Origin of the sequence: Curtobacterium sp. NPDC087082, from assembly GCF_044745045.1 — a bacterium.
GTDB lineage: Bacteria > Actinomycetota > Actinomycetes > Actinomycetales > Microbacteriaceae > Curtobacterium.
This window is the reverse complement of record NZ_JBIUZN010000001.1, coordinates 775,214-791,979: the sequence shown is the minus strand read 5'-3', so window position 1 is coordinate 791,979 and position 16,766 is coordinate 775,214. Positions and strand designations below refer to the sequence as shown.

The 16,766-nt window shown below is 72.2% G+C and carries 16 protein-coding genes; 9 read left to right on the top strand and 7 right to left on the bottom strand.

Translation table 11 applies throughout. The features are described from left to right. Nucleotides 1-40: 40 nt before the first annotated feature. Nucleotides 41-697: a histidine phosphatase family protein gene (locus ACIPEP_RS03750; protein ID WP_070418258.1), complete on the bottom strand. Its 657-nt coding sequence runs from the start codon at nt 695-697 to the stop codon at nt 41-43. 28 nt (nt 698-725) lie between these two features. Then, on the bottom strand, nt 726-848 hold the full coding sequence (gene ykgO, locus ACIPEP_RS03745; RefSeq protein ID WP_022905672.1) for a type B 50S ribosomal protein L36: 123 nt from the start codon (nt 846-848) through the stop codon (nt 726-728). A gap of 61 nt (nt 849-909) precedes the next feature. Here ykgO and ACIPEP_RS03740 point away from each other — a divergent pair, with 61 nt between their 5' ends. Next, a complete protein-coding gene (locus ACIPEP_RS03740; protein WP_402716539.1) occupies nt 910-1,932 on the top strand; it encodes a GTP-binding protein in 1,023 nt (340 codons plus the stop codon). 178 nt (nt 1,933-2,110) lie between these two features. Here the strand turns inward: ACIPEP_RS03740 and ACIPEP_RS03735 are convergent, their stop codons facing one another. Further along, a complete protein-coding gene (locus tag ACIPEP_RS03735) occupies nt 2,111-3,631 on the bottom strand; it encodes an MFS transporter (RefSeq protein ID WP_071295626.1) in 1,521 nt (506 codons plus the stop codon). Between the two features lie 189 nt (nt 3,632-3,820). Here ACIPEP_RS03735 and ACIPEP_RS03730 point away from each other — a divergent pair, with 189 nt between their 5' ends. After that, nucleotides 3,821-4,345: a DinB family protein gene (locus ACIPEP_RS03730; protein ID WP_309780133.1), complete on the top strand. Its 525-nt coding sequence runs from the start codon at nt 3,821-3,823 to the stop codon at nt 4,343-4,345. Between the two features lie 72 nt (nt 4,346-4,417). On the opposite strand, the gene ACIPEP_RS03725 is transcribed toward ACIPEP_RS03730, so the two are convergent. Both ACIPEP_RS03725 and ACIPEP_RS03720 read right to left on the bottom strand, forming a co-directional pair. Continuing rightward, nucleotides 4,418-5,380 carry a sugar-binding transcriptional regulator gene (locus tag ACIPEP_RS03725; RefSeq protein WP_402716538.1) on the bottom strand — a complete coding sequence of 321 codons (963 nt, stop codon included), beginning with the start codon at nt 5,378-5,380 and terminating at the stop codon, nt 4,418-4,420. 25 nt (nt 5,381-5,405) lie between these two features. Further along, nucleotides 5,406-6,212: a GolD/DthD family dehydrogenase gene (locus ACIPEP_RS03720; RefSeq protein WP_402716537.1), complete on the bottom strand. Its 807-nt coding sequence runs from the start codon at nt 6,210-6,212 to the stop codon at nt 5,406-5,408. Nucleotides 6,213-6,317: 105 nt separating this feature from the next. Between ACIPEP_RS03720 and ACIPEP_RS03715 the strand changes: the two genes are divergently transcribed. The 4 genes from ACIPEP_RS03715 to ACIPEP_RS03700 all read left to right on the top strand — a co-directional run bounded on the left by ACIPEP_RS03715 (nt 6,318) and on the right by ACIPEP_RS03700 (nt 11,089). After that, nucleotides 6,318-7,454, top strand: a complete 1,137-nt coding sequence (locus ACIPEP_RS03715; protein ID WP_309886300.1) for a zinc-binding dehydrogenase — start codon at nt 6,318-6,320, stop codon at nt 7,452-7,454. Nucleotides 7,455-7,482: 28 nt separating this feature from the next. Next, nucleotides 7,483-8,796, top strand: a complete 1,314-nt coding sequence (locus ACIPEP_RS03710; protein WP_217637371.1) for an MFS transporter — start codon at nt 7,483-7,485, stop codon at nt 8,794-8,796. A gap of 71 nt (nt 8,797-8,867) precedes the next feature. Further along, entirely contained in the window at nt 8,868-10,610 is a 1,743-nt protein-coding gene (locus tag ACIPEP_RS03705; protein ID WP_402716536.1) for a dihydroxyacetone kinase family protein, read from the top strand. After that, nucleotides 10,607-11,089, top strand: a complete 483-nt coding sequence (locus ACIPEP_RS03700) for a ribose-5-phosphate isomerase (RefSeq protein WP_070418249.1) — start codon at nt 10,607-10,609, stop codon at nt 11,087-11,089. Before ACIPEP_RS03705 ends, ACIPEP_RS03700 begins: the two co-directional genes overlap by 4 nt. A gap of 83 nt (nt 11,090-11,172) precedes the next feature. Here the strand turns inward: ACIPEP_RS03700 and ACIPEP_RS03695 are convergent, their stop codons facing one another. Beyond that, a complete protein-coding gene (locus tag ACIPEP_RS03695; protein WP_402716535.1) occupies nt 11,173-12,651 on the bottom strand; it encodes an FGGY-family carbohydrate kinase in 1,479 nt (492 codons plus the stop codon). Between the two features lie 122 nt (nt 12,652-12,773). Here ACIPEP_RS03695 and ACIPEP_RS03690 point away from each other — a divergent pair, with 122 nt between their 5' ends. The 3 genes from ACIPEP_RS03690 to ACIPEP_RS03680 are packed head-to-tail and all read left to right on the top strand — an operon-like array spanning nt 12,774 to nt 15,668. Beyond that, nucleotides 12,774-13,844, top strand: coding sequence for an outer membrane lipoprotein carrier protein LolA (locus ACIPEP_RS03690; RefSeq protein WP_402716534.1), 1,071 nt, complete (start codon nt 12,774-12,776; stop codon nt 13,842-13,844). After that, nucleotides 13,841-14,791, top strand: coding sequence for an ABC transporter ATP-binding protein (locus ACIPEP_RS03685; RefSeq protein WP_402716533.1), 951 nt, complete (start codon nt 13,841-13,843; stop codon nt 14,789-14,791). The genes ACIPEP_RS03690 and ACIPEP_RS03685 overlap by 4 nt, the downstream gene beginning before the upstream one ends. Next, the gene (locus ACIPEP_RS03680; protein ID WP_402716532.1) at nt 14,778-15,668 is read left to right on the top strand and encodes an ABC transporter permease; all 891 of its coding nucleotides are present in this window, start codon (nt 14,778-14,780) and stop codon (nt 15,666-15,668) included. The genes ACIPEP_RS03685 and ACIPEP_RS03680 overlap by 14 nt, the downstream gene beginning before the upstream one ends. Here the strand turns inward: ACIPEP_RS03680 and ACIPEP_RS03675 are convergent. Then, entirely contained in the window at nt 15,665-16,726 is a 1,062-nt protein-coding gene (locus ACIPEP_RS03675; RefSeq protein WP_402716531.1) for an NADP-dependent oxidoreductase, read from the bottom strand. The two genes, ACIPEP_RS03680 and ACIPEP_RS03675, sit on opposite strands and share 4 nt — an antisense overlap. Nucleotides 16,727-16,766: the final 40 nt, after the last annotated feature.

The window sequence follows — 16,766 nt, the reverse complement described above, 5'->3', positions numbered from 1 at the left end:
GCCAGCTGGCACCGCGCCTCCCGTCTGTCTGCTGGTCGCGTCAGAACCGCTCGCCGGTCGGGTCCTGCGCCGTCCGGTCGATGAGCTGCTCGCCGCCGACGGGCTCGCCCTCCCAGTCGACGAGGCGCCAGCCGTCGTCGAACGACCCCTCGAGCTCGACGATCCCGGTGTTCTCGAGGTGGCGCTTCGTGCCGAAGTGGTCCGGCGTGTTGTCGGCCGCGGCACTCGCCCACGTCCGGATGGCCGCTCCGTGGCTGACCGCGGCCGCCACGTCGACACCGGTCTCGAGGATCTGCCGGACCGCGTCGTCGTAGCGCGCGAAGAACTCGGTCCCGCTCTCGGCGCCGGGCATCCGGGTGGTGCGGTCCCCGAGCGACCAGCCGTGCACGGTCGAGATGTACGTCTGCACGGACACCTGGTCGCGCTTGCCCTGGGTGTCGCCGGCCTCGATCTCGCGGAGGCCCGGCAGCACCACCGGCTCGAGGCCGAGCGACGTGGCGAGGGGCGCCGCGGTGATCTGCGTGCGGACCATCGTCGAGACGAACAGCCGCTCGATCCCCCGGTCGGCGAGCGCTGCCGGCAGGGCGTCGGCCTGCTGCTGCCCGAGTTCGGTCAGGCCCGGTCCGGGGACGACGGCGTCGAGCACGCCGTTCACGTTCGCTGGGGTCTGGCCGTGGCGGATGAGCAGCAGTCGCATGGAGCCACCCTACGGAACGCCGGAGACGTCACCCCTGCCGGGTGTTCCACCGGGGGTTCTGCTTGTTGATGACGTAGACACGGCCGCGGCGACGGACCACCTGCGACCCCGGGATCTTCTTGAGCGCCTTGAGCGAGTTGCGGACCTTCACGAGCGACCTCCTGCGTCAGTGTCCTCATTGTTGAGAACGATGATCATGTACATTAGCCGACATGCGTCCCGCCGCCATCACCCTCGTCTCCGCCCTGCACGACGTCGACGCCGACCGCGTGGCCGTCCGGCTCGCGACCGGTCACCGGATGCACGCGCCCGCGAACGCCGTCGCCGCGGTCCGAGCCGTCGCCGACCGCGCCGAGCACCTCGACCGGGTCTGCGGGCCGGATGCCGACCACGGGCTCGTCGTCACGCTCCCGCCGGGTGCCGACACGCGTGCGGTGGGGATGATGCTCGCCAACGCCGCGCGCGCGGAGACCGGCGACGACCGGGTGCTCCGCCACGTGGTGAGCGTGCTGCGCGCAGACGACGTGGCGCACCTGCTCTGGTCCGAGGTCGACGACGCGTTCGTCGCGGCCGACCGCGTGGCGTCGCTCGTCGAGTACGCCACGGTGATCGTCCTCGACCGGGTCGGCCCGGTGCCGCTGGAGCGCCGCCGCGGACTGCTCGCGCTGCTCCACCGGTTGGCCCCGCAGGCGGTCGTCGTGGCGCTCTCGGCGATCCGGAGCGCGGCCGACCTGCCCGCGTCGAACGGCGGGGCGGCGCGGGTCCTCGCCCAGGGAGCGGGATGGATGCGCGCACTCTCGGGCTCGGTCGGACGGGACCCACGGGACGGCCTGGTCGCGCTGCGCTACCGGGAGCCGCTGCCCTTCCACCCCGGCCGCCTGGCGTCGGTGATCGAACGGGAGCTGGCCGCGGGGCGGAACGGCCGGGTGCTGCGGTCTCGGGGGTTCTTCCGGCTCGCCTCCCGGCCGGACCACGTCGGGTCGTGGTCGAGCCTCGGAGCGATGCTGGCGCTCGACCCGACGGCGAACCCGTCGTGGGACGCGGACGCGCCGATCGGGCAGGCGCTCTGGTTCGTCGGCGAGCGGTTGGACGTGCCGGCGATCGAGCGGGCACTGGACGGGGCGCTCCTCACGTCGGACGAGCTGCTCGCGGGGCCGGAGGTGTGGCGCACGTGGGCCGACCCGTTCCCGGTGTGGCCGGCGCTCGACCCGTCGGAGGAGCACCGGCACGAGTGACGCCCGCGGCGGGTGCGGGTGCGCGCTCGGTCAGTGCGCGCGCATCATCCGACGAGACACGCGTCGATCGACTGGTGGAACGTCGCACCATGCGCACAGACGCACGCACGCACGGGAGGCGCGGCGCGGGTCGGACCCGCACCGCGCCTCCCGTCCGTGGTCGCGTCAGCAGGCCACGTCAGCGCACCGCGCTCATCTCCCGCTCGCGCGCACGGCGGGCAGCGTCCTCGGCGGCGAACGGCAGGTCCCCCAGGTCGAGGTTCGGGTTCGTGTCCTGCGTGAGGACGAGCTCGCGGGCTTCCTCAGCGGTCTCCACCGCCGGCATCGACCCCGGCAGCGGGCGCCGCGAGGACTCCTTCATGCAGAACACCCCGATCGCCCCGACGACGCTCATCGCCATCAGGAAGTACGCCGGCGCGAGCTCGTCGCCCGTCGCCGTGAGCAGGGCCTGCACGATGAGGGGCGTCGTCCCGCCGAACACCGCGATCGCGATGTTGTACGCGAACCCCATGCCGCCGTACCGGGTCGACGTCGGGAACAGCGCCGGCAGCGAGGCCGCCTGGTTCGAGACCCACAGCGCCGTCATGAGCGCGAGGAGCCCGAGCCCGGCGAGCGTCGACCACTGCGCGCCGTGCCCGATCAGCAGGAACGCCGGGACGACGAGCACGACGGTGGTCGCGGCACCGATCCACATCACGACGCGACGGCCGAGCTTGTCGGACAGCTTGCCCGTGAGCGGGAGCATCACCGCGAGCAGCACGAGCACCGGGATGGTGAGCAGCGTGCCGTCGAGCGCCGAGTAGCCGAGCGAGTCGGTGAGGTACGTCGGCATGTACGAGGTCAGCGCGTACCCGACGGTGTTCGACGCGGCGACGAGCATCACGGCGATGACGATCGGGCGCCAGTGGTCGCGGACCATGACGAACACGTTCGCCGGGCGCTCCCCGGACAGCGAGGCACGGGTCTCGGACGCGGCCTCCTGCGCGGCCTGGGTGGCCTGGAACACCGGCGACTCCTCGATGCGCAGGCGGAAGTAGATGGCGACGACGCCGATCACCCCGGCGGCGAGGAACGGGAAGCGCCAGCCGTAGGCGGTCATCGCCTCCTCGCCCAGGGTGAGCTGCAGCACCGAGACGACGGTGGCCCCGAGCGCGAAGCCCAGGTAGCTGCCGAAGTCGAGGATGCTGGCGAAGAAGCCGCGGCGGCGGTCCGGCGCGTACTCGGTCACGAACGTCGTCGCGCCGGCGTACTCACCGCCGGTCGAGAAGCCCTGCGCGAGCTTCAGCACGACGAGGACGATCGGCGCGAACACCCCGATCGTGGCGTAGGCGGGCAGCGCCCCGATGAGGAACGTGGACGCCGCCATCATGATGAGCGTCGTCGCGAGGACCTTCTGCCGCCCGATGCGGTCGCCGAGACGACCGAACACGATGCCGCCGAGCGGCCGGGCGATGTACGTCGCCGCGAAGACACCGAGGCTGAACAGGATCTGGACCGAGGGTTCGGCCGTGGGGAGGAAGACCTTCCCCATCGTGACGGCCAGGTAGCCGTAGACGCCGACGTCGTACCACTCCATGGTGTTGCCAACGACCATGCCGCTGACGGCACGGCGCATCATGCTCTTGTCGACCACGGTGACGTCGCTCTCGCGCAGGCGTCGGTGCGGTCGGGTGGGGGTACTGCTGGGATCGGAGCCCATGCATCTCTCCTCGAGGATCGGCGGGCCGACGGGTACCGGCCCGGGAACAGCGGACGACGTTACCGAGCAACCGAAATGTCATTGGCCGGTGATTCACAGGAACCGGCGTGTCACCCGAACGGGGGTCAGCGCCGATCGCCTCGGGCACGCGGATCGGGGCGGACGGTAACGAGCACATAACATCCAGTCATGGCGATCGAACCCGAGACGAAGAACTGGACGTGGGTCATCGAGTCCGCGTGCCCCGAGTGCGGCTACGACGGCAGCACGGTCACGATCCGCGACGTCCCGGGGATCATCGACGCGAACACCTCGGCGTGGCCGGCGGTCCTCGACCGTGCGGACGTGCGCGACCGCCCCGACGACCACACCTGGTCGCCGCTCGAGTACGCCGCGCACGTGCGTGACGTCCACCGGAAGATGGCGGAGCGGTTGACGCTCATGCTCACCGAGGACGCCCCGACCTTCCCGAACTGGGACCAGGACGCCACGGCCGTCGAGGACCGCTACGGCGAGCAGGACCCCGCCACCGTCGTGCGGGAGCTCGGCGAGGCGGCGCACCGTGCTGCCCGTGCATTCGACGACGTCCGGGAGGACCAGCTGGGACGCACCGGCCTCCGGTCGGACGGCAGCGCGTTCACCGTCGCCACGCTCGCCACCTACTACGCGCACGACCCGGTGCACCATCTGTGGGACGTGCGGCGCACGCAGTAGCCGTACCGCCTGTGGGCCCGGAGGCGCGGTGCGGGCCCGCACCGCCCCTCCGGGCCCACAGGTGGGAACCGCTCAGGCGAGCGCGTCCAGCAGGGCGCGCGCCGTGGCCGCGTCGGTGACCAGCTCGTTGACGAGACGCCCGCGGACGGCCCCGACGATGCTCGACACCTTCGCGGCACCGACCGCGACGCCGATCGCGTGCGGGACGGCGGAGAGGACCTCGCGGGAGGTGCGCACCATCCGGTCGCTGCCCGGGAACTCGATCGCCGAGCCGTCCGCGGCGTAGAAGTTGAGGCAGACGTCACCCGCCGCCTGGTCGAAGACGGCGTCCTCGACCGGGACGCCCCGCGCGAGTGCGTCCCGGGTCGGGGTCGGCGCGCCGATGCCGAGGATGGCGCCCTTCGCCCGACCCCACAGGCCGACGACGTGCTGGAACGCGGGGTCCTCGTCGAGCGAGGACCGCATCGCCGGTGACGGCAGGGCCTGCGCGAACAGGAACGCCGGGATCGCGCCGGAGTGCTCGGCGGCGGCGCGGGTGATCTCGTTCGTCTGGAACCACGGCATCGGGTCGGCCTGCCCGCCGACCGTCGGGACGAGCTGCACGCCCGGCAGCTGCGGCATGCCGGCGTGCGCGACGTCGTACACCGTCCGACCCGACGACATGAGCACGGCGTCGCCCGGCACGAGCGACATCCCCTCGACCGCGGCGGCGAGCGGGGCGGCGAGGTCGGCGCCGAGCGTGGCGGTGTGCGTCACGGCGGCGAGGTGCACGGCACGGAGTCCCAGCACCACCTGCAGCCGTTCGGCGAGCGCGACGGTCTCGTCCTGGAACGGGTCGACGACCTCGATCCGGACCAGGCCGGCCTTCCGTGCCTCGGCGACGAGCCGGCTGACCGTCGGACGGGACACTCCGAGGCGCGAGGCGATCTCGACCTGGGTGGCGTCCTCGAGGTAGTACATCCGCGCGGCCTGGTAGACGGTGTCGAGCGGGAAGCGGGTCCGGGCACCCTCGGCGGCGGGGTTCTCGGCGGACATGGGGCGATCGTAGCCCTGGCACGCGTCAGCGGATCGTGAACCCGCCGTCCACGCGGAGGTCGGCGCCGTTCACCATGGCGCTCGACTCCCCGGCGAGGAACAGGACGGCGGCGGCGATCTCGTCGGGTGTCGCGAACCGTCCGGTGGGGATCTCGTCCTGGTGGCGCAGGCCCTTCTCGTTCGCCCACGCCCCGCGGCCGAGGTCGGTCAGCACGACCGTCGGTGACACGGTGTTGACGGTGACGCCCCGTCCGCCCCACTCGAGCGCGAGCACGCGGGTGAGCCCGATGACACCGGCCTTCGACGCGCAGTACGCCGCGTGGCCGTCGATGCCGACGTGCGCTGCCTGCGAGGCGATGTTCACGATCCGGCCGTACCCGGCGGCGAGCATGTGGCGCCCGACGGCCTGGGAGACCCGGTAGGTGCCGGTGAGGTTGACGTCGATGGTCGTGGCCCAGGCACCGGGGTCGAGGTCCTCGGCGGGGGCGAGCAGCGCGACGCCGGCGCAGTTCACGAGGACGTCGATCCGGCCGGCGGCACCGGTGACGGCGGCGACCGCGCGGGCTACCGACGTCTCGTCCGTGACGTCGCAGCCGAGGCCGAGGTGGGCCGGTGCGCCGGCGGTCGGCAGCGCTGCCGCGGCGGCTGCTGCGCCGTCCGCCCGCACGTCGACGATGGCGACCCGGGCGCCGCGGGACGCGAGGGCAACGGCGATCGCGTTGCCGATGCCGGACGCCCCGCCGGTGACCACCGCCGTGCGGCCGCTGAAGTCGTTCGTCAGGTCGATCGTGTCCGGGCCCGGTCGGAGGGCTGCGGCGAAGTCGGTGGTCATGTTCGCTCCCTTGCGTTGTGCCGACCGTACCAGAAATTGTGTTCTGGACAAACGTTCCGCGGGGTGTACAGTCGTCGCCGAAGCACCCCGACGAAGGAGCAGCTCATGTCGACGACGACCGAGAACGCGACCACCACGGCCGCGACGCCCACCGAGATCCCGACCACGATGCGCGCCGTCGTGGTCCACGGTCCCGAGGACTACCGCCTCGAGACCCGCCCCGTGCCGACCCCCGGACCCGGCGAACTCCTGCTCCGCACCGACGCCGTCGGCATCTGCGCGAGCGACCTGAAGTGCTACCACGGCGCCGCGAAGTTCTGGGGCGACGAGAACCGCCCCGCCTGGGCCGACACCGACCGGATCCCCGGACACGAGTTCGTCGGCACGATCGTCGCCGGTGACGACGCCGCCCTCGCCAAGCGGGGGGTGTCCGTGGGCGACCGGATCGCCTGCGAGCAGATCGTGCCGTGCTGGGAGTGCCGCTACTGCCTCGAGGGCGCGTACTGGATGTGCAACGTGCACGACATGTTCGGCTTCAAGGGCTACGACGGCGCGATGGCCGAGTACGTCCTGGTACCGGCGAAGGCCCTGACCCACCCGGTGTCGAGCGCCCTCCCCGGGCAGGTCGCCGCCTTCGCCGAGCCGCTCTCGTGCGCGTTCCACGCCGTCGAGCGGGGCGACATCAAGTTCGGCGACACCGTCGTCATCGCCGGTGCCGGGCCGATCGGGCTCTCCGCGATCGCCGGTGCCCGCCAGAAGAACCCGCTGCGGATCATCGCGCTCGACGTCGTCGAGGACAAGCTCGAACTCGCACGCAAGGTCGGTGCCGACATCACGATCAACATCGCCCAGGACGACGCGGTCGCCCGGGTCAAGGAACTCACCGACGGGTACGGCGCCGACGTCTACATCGAGGCGACCGGGCACCCGTCCGCGGTCCCGCAGGGGCTCAACCTGCTCCGCAAGCTCGGCACGTTCGTCGAGTACTCGGTCTTCAAGGACAACGTGTCCGTCGACTGGTCGATCATCTCGGACGACAAGGAGCTCGACGTCCGCGGTGCCCACCTCGGCCCGCACACCTGGCCGGCGGCGATCAAGCTGCTCGAGGCCGAGACCCTGCCGATGTCGGAGATCTGCACGCACCAGTTCCCGCTCGAGCGCTTCCAGGAGGCCCTCGACCTCGTCGGCGACTCCGCGGGCGCGAGCGTCAAGGTCTCGATCATCCCGTCCCTGCAGGCCTGAGCCGCAGCCACCACAGGAGTCAGCAAGCATGTCAACGACGACACAGCGCGCCACCGGTGCGCCGACGATGCCCCGCACCGAGGGCCGGCTCGACAAGATGGGCATCCCCCGCCCGCTCGCCCTCGGCTTCCTCGCCGTCCTGGTCTTCATGACCGGCAACGGCGTCGAGTCGAACTTCATCACGCCGCACATGGTCGCGGTCCTCGGCTCCCCCGAGGCCACGGTCGCGACGATCGTCACGTTCTACAGCCTCGCCGCCCTGGTGGGGAGCTACGTCTCCGGCGCCCTCGCCGACCTGATCGGTCCGCGACGGGTGATGATCCTCGGGTTCGCCGTCTGGGTCGTGTTCGAGGTCCTGTTCCTCATCGCCCTCGGACTCGGCAGCGTGCCGTTCGCCGCCGTCGCCTACGCCATCCGCGGCTTCGGGTACCCGCTGTTCGCCTTCGCATTCCTGGTCTGGGTGAACATCACGACGCCCGTGGAGCGCAACGGCTCGGCCGTCGGCTGGTTCTACGTCGCCTTCACCGGCGGCCTGCCCACGCTCGGCTCGCTCTTCGCGATCGGCGCCATCCCGGTGTTCGGCGGCGGCACGGTCGGTGAGACCGGCGCGATGATCGCCTCGATCGGCCTCGTCGTGATCGGGTTCCTCATCCTGCTGTTCGGGGTGCGCCTGCCGAACGGGTTCTCCCGCATCGCGCCGGAGGGCGAGAGCGCCTGGCGCGTGCTGACGAGCGGCATCCGCCTGACGGCCACGCGACCGAAGATCCTGATGGGCTTCCTCGTCCGCCTGATCAACACCGCGCCGGAGTTCGGCATGTTCGTCATCCTCCCGGCGGTGATCGCGAACGAGCGCGGTTGGGGCCAGAGCCGGTGGCTGCTCATGACGGTGTGCGTCTACGCGACGAACATCCTCGTGAACGCCCTGTTCGGCTGGGTCGGCGACAAGATCGGCTGGCAGCGCACCGTCAAGTGGTTCGGCATCGTCGGGTCCGCCCTCGGGCTCATCGCCTGGTGGTACGTCCCGCAGCTCGTCCCCGCCGGGTCCGACTGGGGCTACGTGCTCTCCGTCGTCGCCGGGTGCGTGTTCGGCTGCCTGCTCGCGGGCTTCGTCCCGATGGGCGCGATCATGCCGGCGCTCGCCCCCGAGCACAAGGGCGCCGCGATGGCGATGTACACCACCGCCGCCGGTGGAGCCGCGTTCCTCGGCACGGGCGTCGTCGCCGCGGTGCTCGCCCTGGGCGGTGGTGGCCAGGCCGTGACCTGGACGTTCGTCGGCCTGTACGCCTGCGCGTTCGTGATGATCCACTTCCTCAAGGTCCCGCAGGGAGACCGAGGACACTGAACCCCGGGCGACGGCGGCCGTCCCGCCGTCGCCCGGTGCACCACCCCCACTCGATGCGAAGGACAAGCACCATGACCACGATCCACGACGACCCGGAGGAGTTCGCCGAGGACCAGCTCGCGGGCTGGCTCGCCCTCTACGCCGACCGGGTCCGCGGCGTCCACGGCGGCGTCGTCGCCCTGCCGACCGAGGGCGCCGAGCCGCAGGTCGCGGTCGTCGTCGGCGGCGGTTCCGGCCACTACCCCGCGTTCTGCGGCGTGGTCGGGCCGGGGTTCGCCACCGGGGCCGTCGTCGGCAACATCTTCACCTCGCCGTCCACGGCGCAGGTCTACTCGGTCGCCAAGGCGGCGGACCAGGGGAAGGGCGTCGTGCTGTCGTTCGGCAACTACGCCGGCGACACGATGAACTTCGGGCTCGCGGCCGAGCGGCTGAACGCCGAGGGCATCGACACCCGCATCGTGGTCGTCACCGACGACATCGCCAGCGCCGACGAGGAGTCGAAGCGCCGCGGCATCGCCGGTGACTTCTCGGTCTTCAAGGCCATGGGTGCCGCGGCGGCCGCCGGAGCCGACCTCGACGAGGTCGAGCGCATCGGCACCGCATCCAACCGGGCGACCCGCACCATCGGCGTCGCGTTCTCCGGCTGCACGATGCCCGGCGCGACCGAGCCGCTGTTCACCGTCCCCGAGGGCCACCTCGGCCTCGGGCTCGGCATCCACGGCGAGCCGGGTATCGAGGACGTCCCGCTCCTCCGTGCGACCGAACTCGCGTCGCTCCTCGTCGAGCGGCTGCTCGCGGACCGCCCGGACGCCGCCGGCACCAGGGTCGCGCCGATCCTGAACGGTCTCGGCGACACCAAGTACGAGGAGCTCTTCCTGCTCTGGGGCCGTGTGCTCCCGCTCCTGCAGGACGCCGGGATCGACGTCGTCGAGCCCGAGGTGGGTGAACTCGTCACGAGCCTCGACATGGGCGGCTGCTCGCTCACCCTGCAGTGGCTCGACGACGAGCTCGAGGCGCTGTGGAGGGCCGACGCGTACACGCCCGCGTACCGCAAGGTGGCGGCGCCGGTCGCGGCGCTCGTGCCGGCCGACGCCGTGGACGCTGCCGAGGACGAGGCGACGGTCGTGCCGGACGCGAGTGGCGCCTCCAGGCAGGCCGCGCAGACGGCGCGCGCCGCGATCGAGGCGATCGACGCGCTCCTGCGGGAGCACGAGGAGGAGCTCGGCCGCATCGACGCGGTCGCCGGGGACGGCGACCACGGACGCGGCATGGTGAAGGGGATCGGTGCGGCCCGCAAGGCGGTCGACCGGGCGGGCCAGGAGGCAGGGGTCGCCTTCGTCCTCGGACGCGCCGGTGACGCGTGGGCCGAGTTCGCGGGCGGCACCTCCGGGGTCCTGTGGGGTGCGGCGCTCGAGGCGTTCGGCCGGTCGCTCCGCGACGACCGCTCCGCGTACGAGGCGTCCGACGTCGTCGAGGCGGCGCAGGCGTTCGCGGACTCGATCGTGCACCTCGGCGGGGCGTCCCGCGGGGACAAGACGCTGCTCGATGCGCTGCTCCCGTTCGTCGACGAGCTGCGGAGCGGCGTCGAGGCTGGCACGCCGCTCACCGAGGCGTGGCAGGCTGCCGCGCAGGTCGCGGTCGCGGAAGCCGCTGCGACCGCAGACCTCAAGCCGAAGGTCGGGCGTGCCCGGCCGCTGGCGGAGAAGAGCCTGGGGACACCCGACGCGGGTGCCACCTCGATGGGGATGATCCTCACGCGGGTCGGCGAGGTCCTCGCCACCCGTGCAGCAGACAAGGAAGGGACACACGCATGACGTACCGTCTCGTGGTCGGTTCGGACGACGCAGGGTTCGACTACAAGGAGATCATCAAGGCCGACCTGCTCGCCGATCCGCGGGTGGAGTCCGTGGTGGACGTGGGGGTCGACGCGGACGGGCACACCGCCTACCCGCACGTCGCCGTCGACGCCGCACGGCTCGTCGCGAACGGCGAGGCGGACCGGGCGATCCTGATCTGCGGCACCGGACTCGGCGTCGCGATCAGCGCGAACAAGGTCCCCGGCATCCGGGCCGTCACCGCGCACGACTCGTTCAGCGTCGAGCGCTCGATCCTGTCGAACGACGCCCAGGTCCTCTGCATGGGCCAGCGCGTCGTCGGCGTCGAGGTCGCCCGGCGCATGGCTCGCGAGTGGTTGGGCTACGAGTTCGACCGCTCGTCCGCGAGCGCGTCGAAGGTCGCGGCGATCTGCGAGTACGACGGCAGCGCGCCGGCGGGCGTGGACGCGTCCGCGTAGGGCGCTCGCGTAGGGCGCTCCGAACCACGAATCCGACATCGAACCGGCCGCCGAGCCTGGTTCGATGTCGGATTCGTGGTTCGTCAGTGCGAGCGACCGCGCGCGGCCAACCGGTGCACGACGGCCCTCGTCGCCTCGTACAGCTCGCGGTAGTCGCGGTAGCCCGGCTCGTACGCCGCCGTCGCCGCGAGATCGGGCTCGATGCGCGCGGCCGGGGGGTTCCACGCGGTGACGTCCACGTCCTCGACGAGCCCGGCCGCGAGGAACGCCGACCCGTAGCACGCACCGATCGTCACGCTCGGGACCGTCTGCGGCAGCCCGGTGACGTCCGAGACGATCGTCGGCCAGAGCCGTCCGAGCAGTCCGCCGCCGGCGCCGACGAGCTCGTGGACCTCGACCCCGGCCTCGCGCAGCACCTCGACGTTGTGCCGCACCGCGTAGGCCGTCGCCTCGAGCGTCGCCCGGTACAGGTCACCGCGGGTGTGCCGCACCGTGAGGCCCGCGATCACCCCGCGTGCGTCCGGGTCCGCGATCGGGGTCCGCTCCCCCGCGAAGTACGGCAGCATCAGCAGGCCGTTCGCCCCGATGCCGGCGCAGCGGGCCTCCTCGAGCATCGTCGACCACTCGCCGTCGACGAGCCGCCGGAGCCAGTCGGTGATCGCTCCGGAGGTCGCCATCCCACCGGCGACGCTCGGCTGCCCCGGACGGGTGCCGACGGTGGTCCACATCCCCGGCACCGAGACCGGCTCGTCGGTCGGCGCGATCATGAACATCGTCGTGCCGTACTGCAGGAACATCCGCCCGGGCACGGCGGCTCCGACGCTCACGCCCTCGGCCCAGGCGTCGATGGTCCCGGCCGTCACGGGGATGCCGACCGGGAGGCCCGTGGCCGCAGCCGCAGCAACCGTCACGGTGCCGGCCCGGTCACCCGACCAGACGAGCCTCGGCATGGCGAGCCCCGGCGCGAGCCGTTCGCACCACGCGTCGATCCAGGTGTTCTCGTGCACGTCGTAGAGCGGTGTGCACTGGCTCGCCGAGTGGTGGTCGAGGACGTACTCCCCCGTCAGCAGCTCCACCACGCGTGACGACGGCATCGTGAACCGCGCCGCACGCGCCCACACGTCGGGTTCGTGCCGGGCGACCCAGGCGAGCTTGACCCCGGCCGCCTGCGTGCTGAGGGCGGAGCCGCACCGGGAACGGATCGCCTCCTCGCCGCCGAGCTCGGCCGTCACGGCGGGGAGCATCTCGGCCGTCCGGGTGTCGACGCCGTACAGGATCGCGGGCCGCAGCGGTTCCCCGGCGTCGTCGGTGAGGAGCACGCACGGGCCGATGCCGCTCACGCCGACGGCCTCGACCTCGGCGTCCGGCACCCGCTCGAGCAGCTCACGGGTCAGGGCGGTGAACTCGTCCCACCACACCGCGGCGTCCATCTCGACGAGCCCCTGCTCCGGACGGTCGACCTCGTGCCGTCGTCCGACCTCGGCGATCACCGTGCCGTCGAACCGCGTGAGCAGCGCCTTCGTACTCGACGTCCCGATGTCCAGACCGAGCACCGCCCGCATGCCGCCTCCTTCGCCGCCACCGACCCGCGTCGGTCGCCCCCGAGTCTACGAACGCCCAGCCCACTGTCGGCGGGCCGACGTACCGTACTGCCGACTCCGAATGCTCCACCGAGGGGAAACCGATGAAGAAGTCAGCCTGGCTGCCCGCCGTCATCGCACCGGTCGTCGTCGCCGGCGCCGTCGCTGCGCCGATGATCGCGAACGCGTCGAGCGACCCGGTCGCGGGGACGAACCCGAGCGCGGCGGACGTCATCGCCAGCATCGCGGGGTCGTCCGACGCGAAGTACTCCGGCAAGCTCGTGCAGACGAGCGACCTCGGCCTGCCGGAGCTCCCGACCGGGTCCGGCGGCTCCTCGCTGGAGGGCGACGCCTCCGACGCGCTCGGCCTCCTCACCTCGTCGCACACCGCCCGCGTCTACGTCGACGGTCCCGACAAGCAGCGCGTCCAGCTGACGCAGCAGCTCGCCGAGCAGGACCTCGTCCGGAACGGGTCCGACGTCTGGACCTGGGACTCGAAGGAGCGCACGGCGACGCACGTCACCCTCCCGAAGGACGCCCGGACGCCGGAGTCCGGCGCCGCGACGCCGTCCGACATCGCGAAGCAGGCGATCGACGCGATCACGCCGAGCACCACGGTGTCGAAGCCGAAGGACGTCCGGGTCGCCGGCCACGACGCCTGGCAGATCACCCTCACGCCGAAGTCGACGGGCACGCTCGTCGGGTCCGTGCGCCTGGCGGTCGACCAGCAGACCGGCCTCCCGCTGCGCGCCACGATCGAGGCGAAGGGCCAGTCCGACCCCGCCGTCGAGGTCGGCTTCACGAGCCTGCAGTACGGCGCGCCGGCCGCACGCCTGTTCGACTTCACGCCGCCCACGGGCGCGACGGTCGAGACGAAGGACCTCTCCGACGCGGCAGCCCACGGCGAGGGCGACGCGCAGCACCGACACGGACGCACCGGCGACGAGCCGACGCTCACGGGGACGGGCTGGAGCACCATCGCCGAACTGCCGAAGGGCTCGGTCGACCAGACCGCGCTCGGCGACGACGCCAGCGGGCTGCTCGACCAGCTGACCCGTTCGGTCGACGGGGGCCGCGCGGTGCAGACCTCGCTCGTCTCGGTCTACCTCACCGACGACGGCCGGGTCCTCGCGGGCGCGGTCCCGGTGTCGGCGCTGGTCGCCGCAGCCGAGTGAGCACGCCCGACGCAGCCCTCGCGATCCGCACCACGGGACTGGCGAAGGTCTTCCGCAAGCAGCGCGCGGTCGACGGGATCGACCTCGCCGTCCCGCGCGGCGCGGTGTTCGGCTTCCTCGGGCCGAACGGCTCCGGCAAGACGACGACGATCCGCATGCTCCTCGGGCTCTCCAGCGCGACGGGCGGCACGATCGAGGTGCTCGGCGAACCGATGCCGAAGGCCCTCCACGACGTCCTGCCGCGCGTCGGTGCACTCGTCGAGGGTCCGGCGTTCTACCCGTACCTCTCCGGCCGCGCGAACCTGTACCGGTTCGACGCCGCCGACCCCACCTCCGACCCACGGACCCGCAAGACCCGGGTGGCGAGCGCCCTCGACCGCGTCGGGCTCTCGCACGCGGCCGACAAGAAGGCGCACGCGTACTCGCTCGGCATGAAGCAGCGGCTCGGGCTCGCGAACGCCCTGCTCGCCCCGCGGGACCTCCTCGTGCTCGACGAACCGACGAACGGCCTCGACCCCCAGGGCACGCGCGAGGTCCGCAACCTCATCCGCTCCCTCGCCGACGACGGCACCACGGTGTTCGTCTCGAGCCACCTGCTCGCCGAGATCGAGCAGGTGTGCACGCACGCCGCCGTGATGCGGACCGGCAAGCTCGTCGCGCAGGGGCCGCTCGACGAGCTCCGCGCCGCCGGTGCCCGGACGGTCACGGTCCGGACGCCCGACCTCGGGCAGGCCGGCACCGTGCTGAGCCGTCTCGGCCTGACCCCGCGGCACGAGGGCGGTGCCGACGTCCTCGTGGCCGACCTGCCACCAGAGGTCCTGCCCGAGACCATCACGACCGAGCTCGTCCGCGCCGACGTCCGGGTGCGCGGGCTCACCGTCGGCGGCGGCACCCTCGAGGACCTCTTCGTCGCCCTCACCGGAGAGGGCTTCGATGTCGCAGCCTGACGCCGCCACCGTGCCGACGGACGACCCGCAGTCGCACGACGTCCGCGCCTCCCCGCGTCCCCGCCAGCGCCCCTTCGCACTCCTCGGCTCCGAGCTCGCCCTCGTCTTCCGACGCCGCCGCACGTGGGCGATGCTCGGGGCGCTCGCGCTCGTGCCGATCCTCATCGCCGTCGCCGTCCGGCTCACGACCGGTGACGACTCCGGCGGTCCCGCGTTCCTCGGCGACATCACGAACAACGGGCTGTTCGTGGCGTTCACCGCGCTGACCGTGTCGATCCCGCTGTTCCTGCCGCTCACCGTGGGCGTGGTCGCGGGTGACACCGTCGCGGGCGAGGCCAGCCACGGCACCATCCGCTACCTGCTCGTGGCCCCGACCGGCCGCGTGCGGTTCATCCTCGTCAAGTACGCGGGGGCAGTGGCGTTCTGCCTCGCCGCGACGCTCCTCATCGTCCTGGTCGGGGCCGCGATCGGTGCCGTGCTGTTCCCGATCGGCCCGGTGACCCTGCTCTCGGGTACGCAGGTCGACGGCTGGTCCTACGCCGGCCGGGCCGTGCTGCTCGCGCTCTACGTCACGCTGTCGATGCTCGGGCTGTCGGCGATCGGGCTGGTCGCCTCGACCCTGACGAGCGTGCCGGTCGGTGCGATGGCCGCGACGGTGGTGCTCGCCGGGGCGTCCCAGGTGCTCGACCAGCTGCCGCAGCTCGACTGGCTGCACCCGTACCTGTTCTCGCACCAGTGGCTCGGGTTCGGCGACCTGCTCCGCGACCCGATCGCGTTCGACTCGTTCGGGTCGAACGCCGTGCTCCAGCTCGGCTACGTCGTCGTCTTCGGCGCGCTGGCGTACAGCCGGTTCACCACGAAGGACGTCCTGAGCTAGGCGCTCGGACTCGCCGACCCGCCCGCCATCGTCTCGGAGTCGCTCCCCCGCGCGTCGGCGTACCGGTCGCGCAGGTCACGGGCCTTCTCCGAGCGGTACCAGTCCATCCGTGTACCGGTCTCGACGGTCTGCATCCCGATCACGACCTTGCCGCGGGACTTCATCTCGGCGAGGTCCTCGTACGCCTCGACGATGTACTCGAACGGGTAGAACCCGGAGATGAGCACCTGCACGCGACGGTCCTGCACGGCCTTCGCCAGGAGGGTCAGGAGCTCCCGGGTCTCCTCGTCCTCGGCCGGCGCCCGCAGGAACCGGATCTCGATGTCGCGCCGCGCCTCGGACGACACGAACCGCCCCGGTGCGACGCCGAGGCGTTCCGCGAGTTCCTCGGCCCGGCTCTCGCCGTGGTTGTCGATGAACGCGGTGACCGGGCGGCCGTCCGCGATCGCACGGATGCGTTCCTCCTCGCCCTCGCCGTACACGACGGGCAGGGTGCCGATCTGGCGGAGGTAGTCGTGGTTGCGCGCACTGCCGAGCGCGATGACGGTCGCCCCGGCATCGTGCGCCAGCTGGCACTCGATGTGCCCGACGCCGCCGGCCGCGGCGGTGATGACGACGGTGTCCTCCGGTCCGAGCTTGAGGCTGCGGACGACCGACACCGCGGTGCACCCGGCCAGGTAGAGGCCGCCGGCGACCTCCCAGCCGACGTGCTCCGGCTTCTTGATGACGGCAGCGCGCGGCACGACGAGCCAGGTGGCGTGCGACCCGCCGTTCGGTGCGTGCCCCATCACCTCGTCGCCGACGCGCAGGTCCTTGACCCCGTCGCCGCGTGCCCGGACGATGCCGGCGAAGTCGACGCCCTGACGAGCCGGGAACGTGAGCTCGATGTGGTCCTGGAGCTTGCCCTCCCGCAGGAACCGTTCGATGTGGTTGAGCCCCGCCGCGACGATCTCGACGACGATCTCGCCGGGACCCGCCTCCGGGCGTTCCTGCGGGACGAGCTCGACGACGTCGAAGTCGCCGTACCGGTCGTACTGCACTGCACTGCCGATCCGCATGGGGTGCTCCTTCGCTCCAGGTGTGCCACCGGCCTACTCG

Coding starts and splice junctions, on each gene's coding strand:
- ACIPEP_RS03695 (WP_402716535.1), bottom strand. CDS start 12,651: ATGCGGGCGGTGCTCGGTCTGGACATCGGGACGTCGAGTACGAAGGCG.
- ACIPEP_RS03725 (WP_402716538.1), bottom strand. CDS start 5,380: ATGTCCGCCGAGAACCCCGCCGCCGAGGGTGCCCGGACCCGCTTCCCG.
- ACIPEP_RS03730 (WP_309780133.1), top strand. CDS start 3,821: ATGGCGATCGAACCCGAGACGAAGAACTGGACGTGGGTCATCGAGTCC.
- ACIPEP_RS03715 (WP_309886300.1), top strand. CDS start 6,318: ATGTCGACGACGACCGAGAACGCGACCACCACGGCCGCGACGCCCACC.
- ACIPEP_RS03680 (WP_402716532.1), top strand. CDS start 14,778: ATGTCGCAGCCTGACGCCGCCACCGTGCCGACGGACGACCCGCAGTCG.
- ACIPEP_RS03675 (WP_402716531.1), bottom strand. CDS start 16,726: ATGCGGATCGGCAGTGCAGTGCAGTACGACCGGTACGGCGACTTCGAC.
- ACIPEP_RS03705 (WP_402716536.1), top strand. CDS start 8,868: ATGACCACGATCCACGACGACCCGGAGGAGTTCGCCGAGGACCAGCTC.
- ACIPEP_RS03740 (WP_402716539.1), top strand. CDS start 910: ATGCGTCCCGCCGCCATCACCCTCGTCTCCGCCCTGCACGACGTCGAC.
- ACIPEP_RS03750 (WP_070418258.1), bottom strand. CDS start 697: ATGCGACTGCTGCTCATCCGCCACGGCCAGACCCCAGCGAACGTGAAC.
- ACIPEP_RS03735 (WP_071295626.1), bottom strand. CDS start 3,631: ATGGGCTCCGATCCCAGCAGTACCCCCACCCGACCGCACCGACGCCTG.
- ACIPEP_RS03710 (WP_217637371.1), top strand. CDS start 7,483: ATGTCAACGACGACACAGCGCGCCACCGGTGCGCCGACGATGCCCCGC.
- ACIPEP_RS03720 (WP_402716537.1), bottom strand. CDS start 6,212: ATGACCACCGACTTCGCCGCAGCCCTCCGACCGGGCCCGGACACGATC.
- ACIPEP_RS03700 (WP_070418249.1), top strand. CDS start 10,607: ATGACGTACCGTCTCGTGGTCGGTTCGGACGACGCAGGGTTCGACTAC.
- ACIPEP_RS03690 (WP_402716534.1), top strand. CDS start 12,774: ATGAAGAAGTCAGCCTGGCTGCCCGCCGTCATCGCACCGGTCGTCGTC.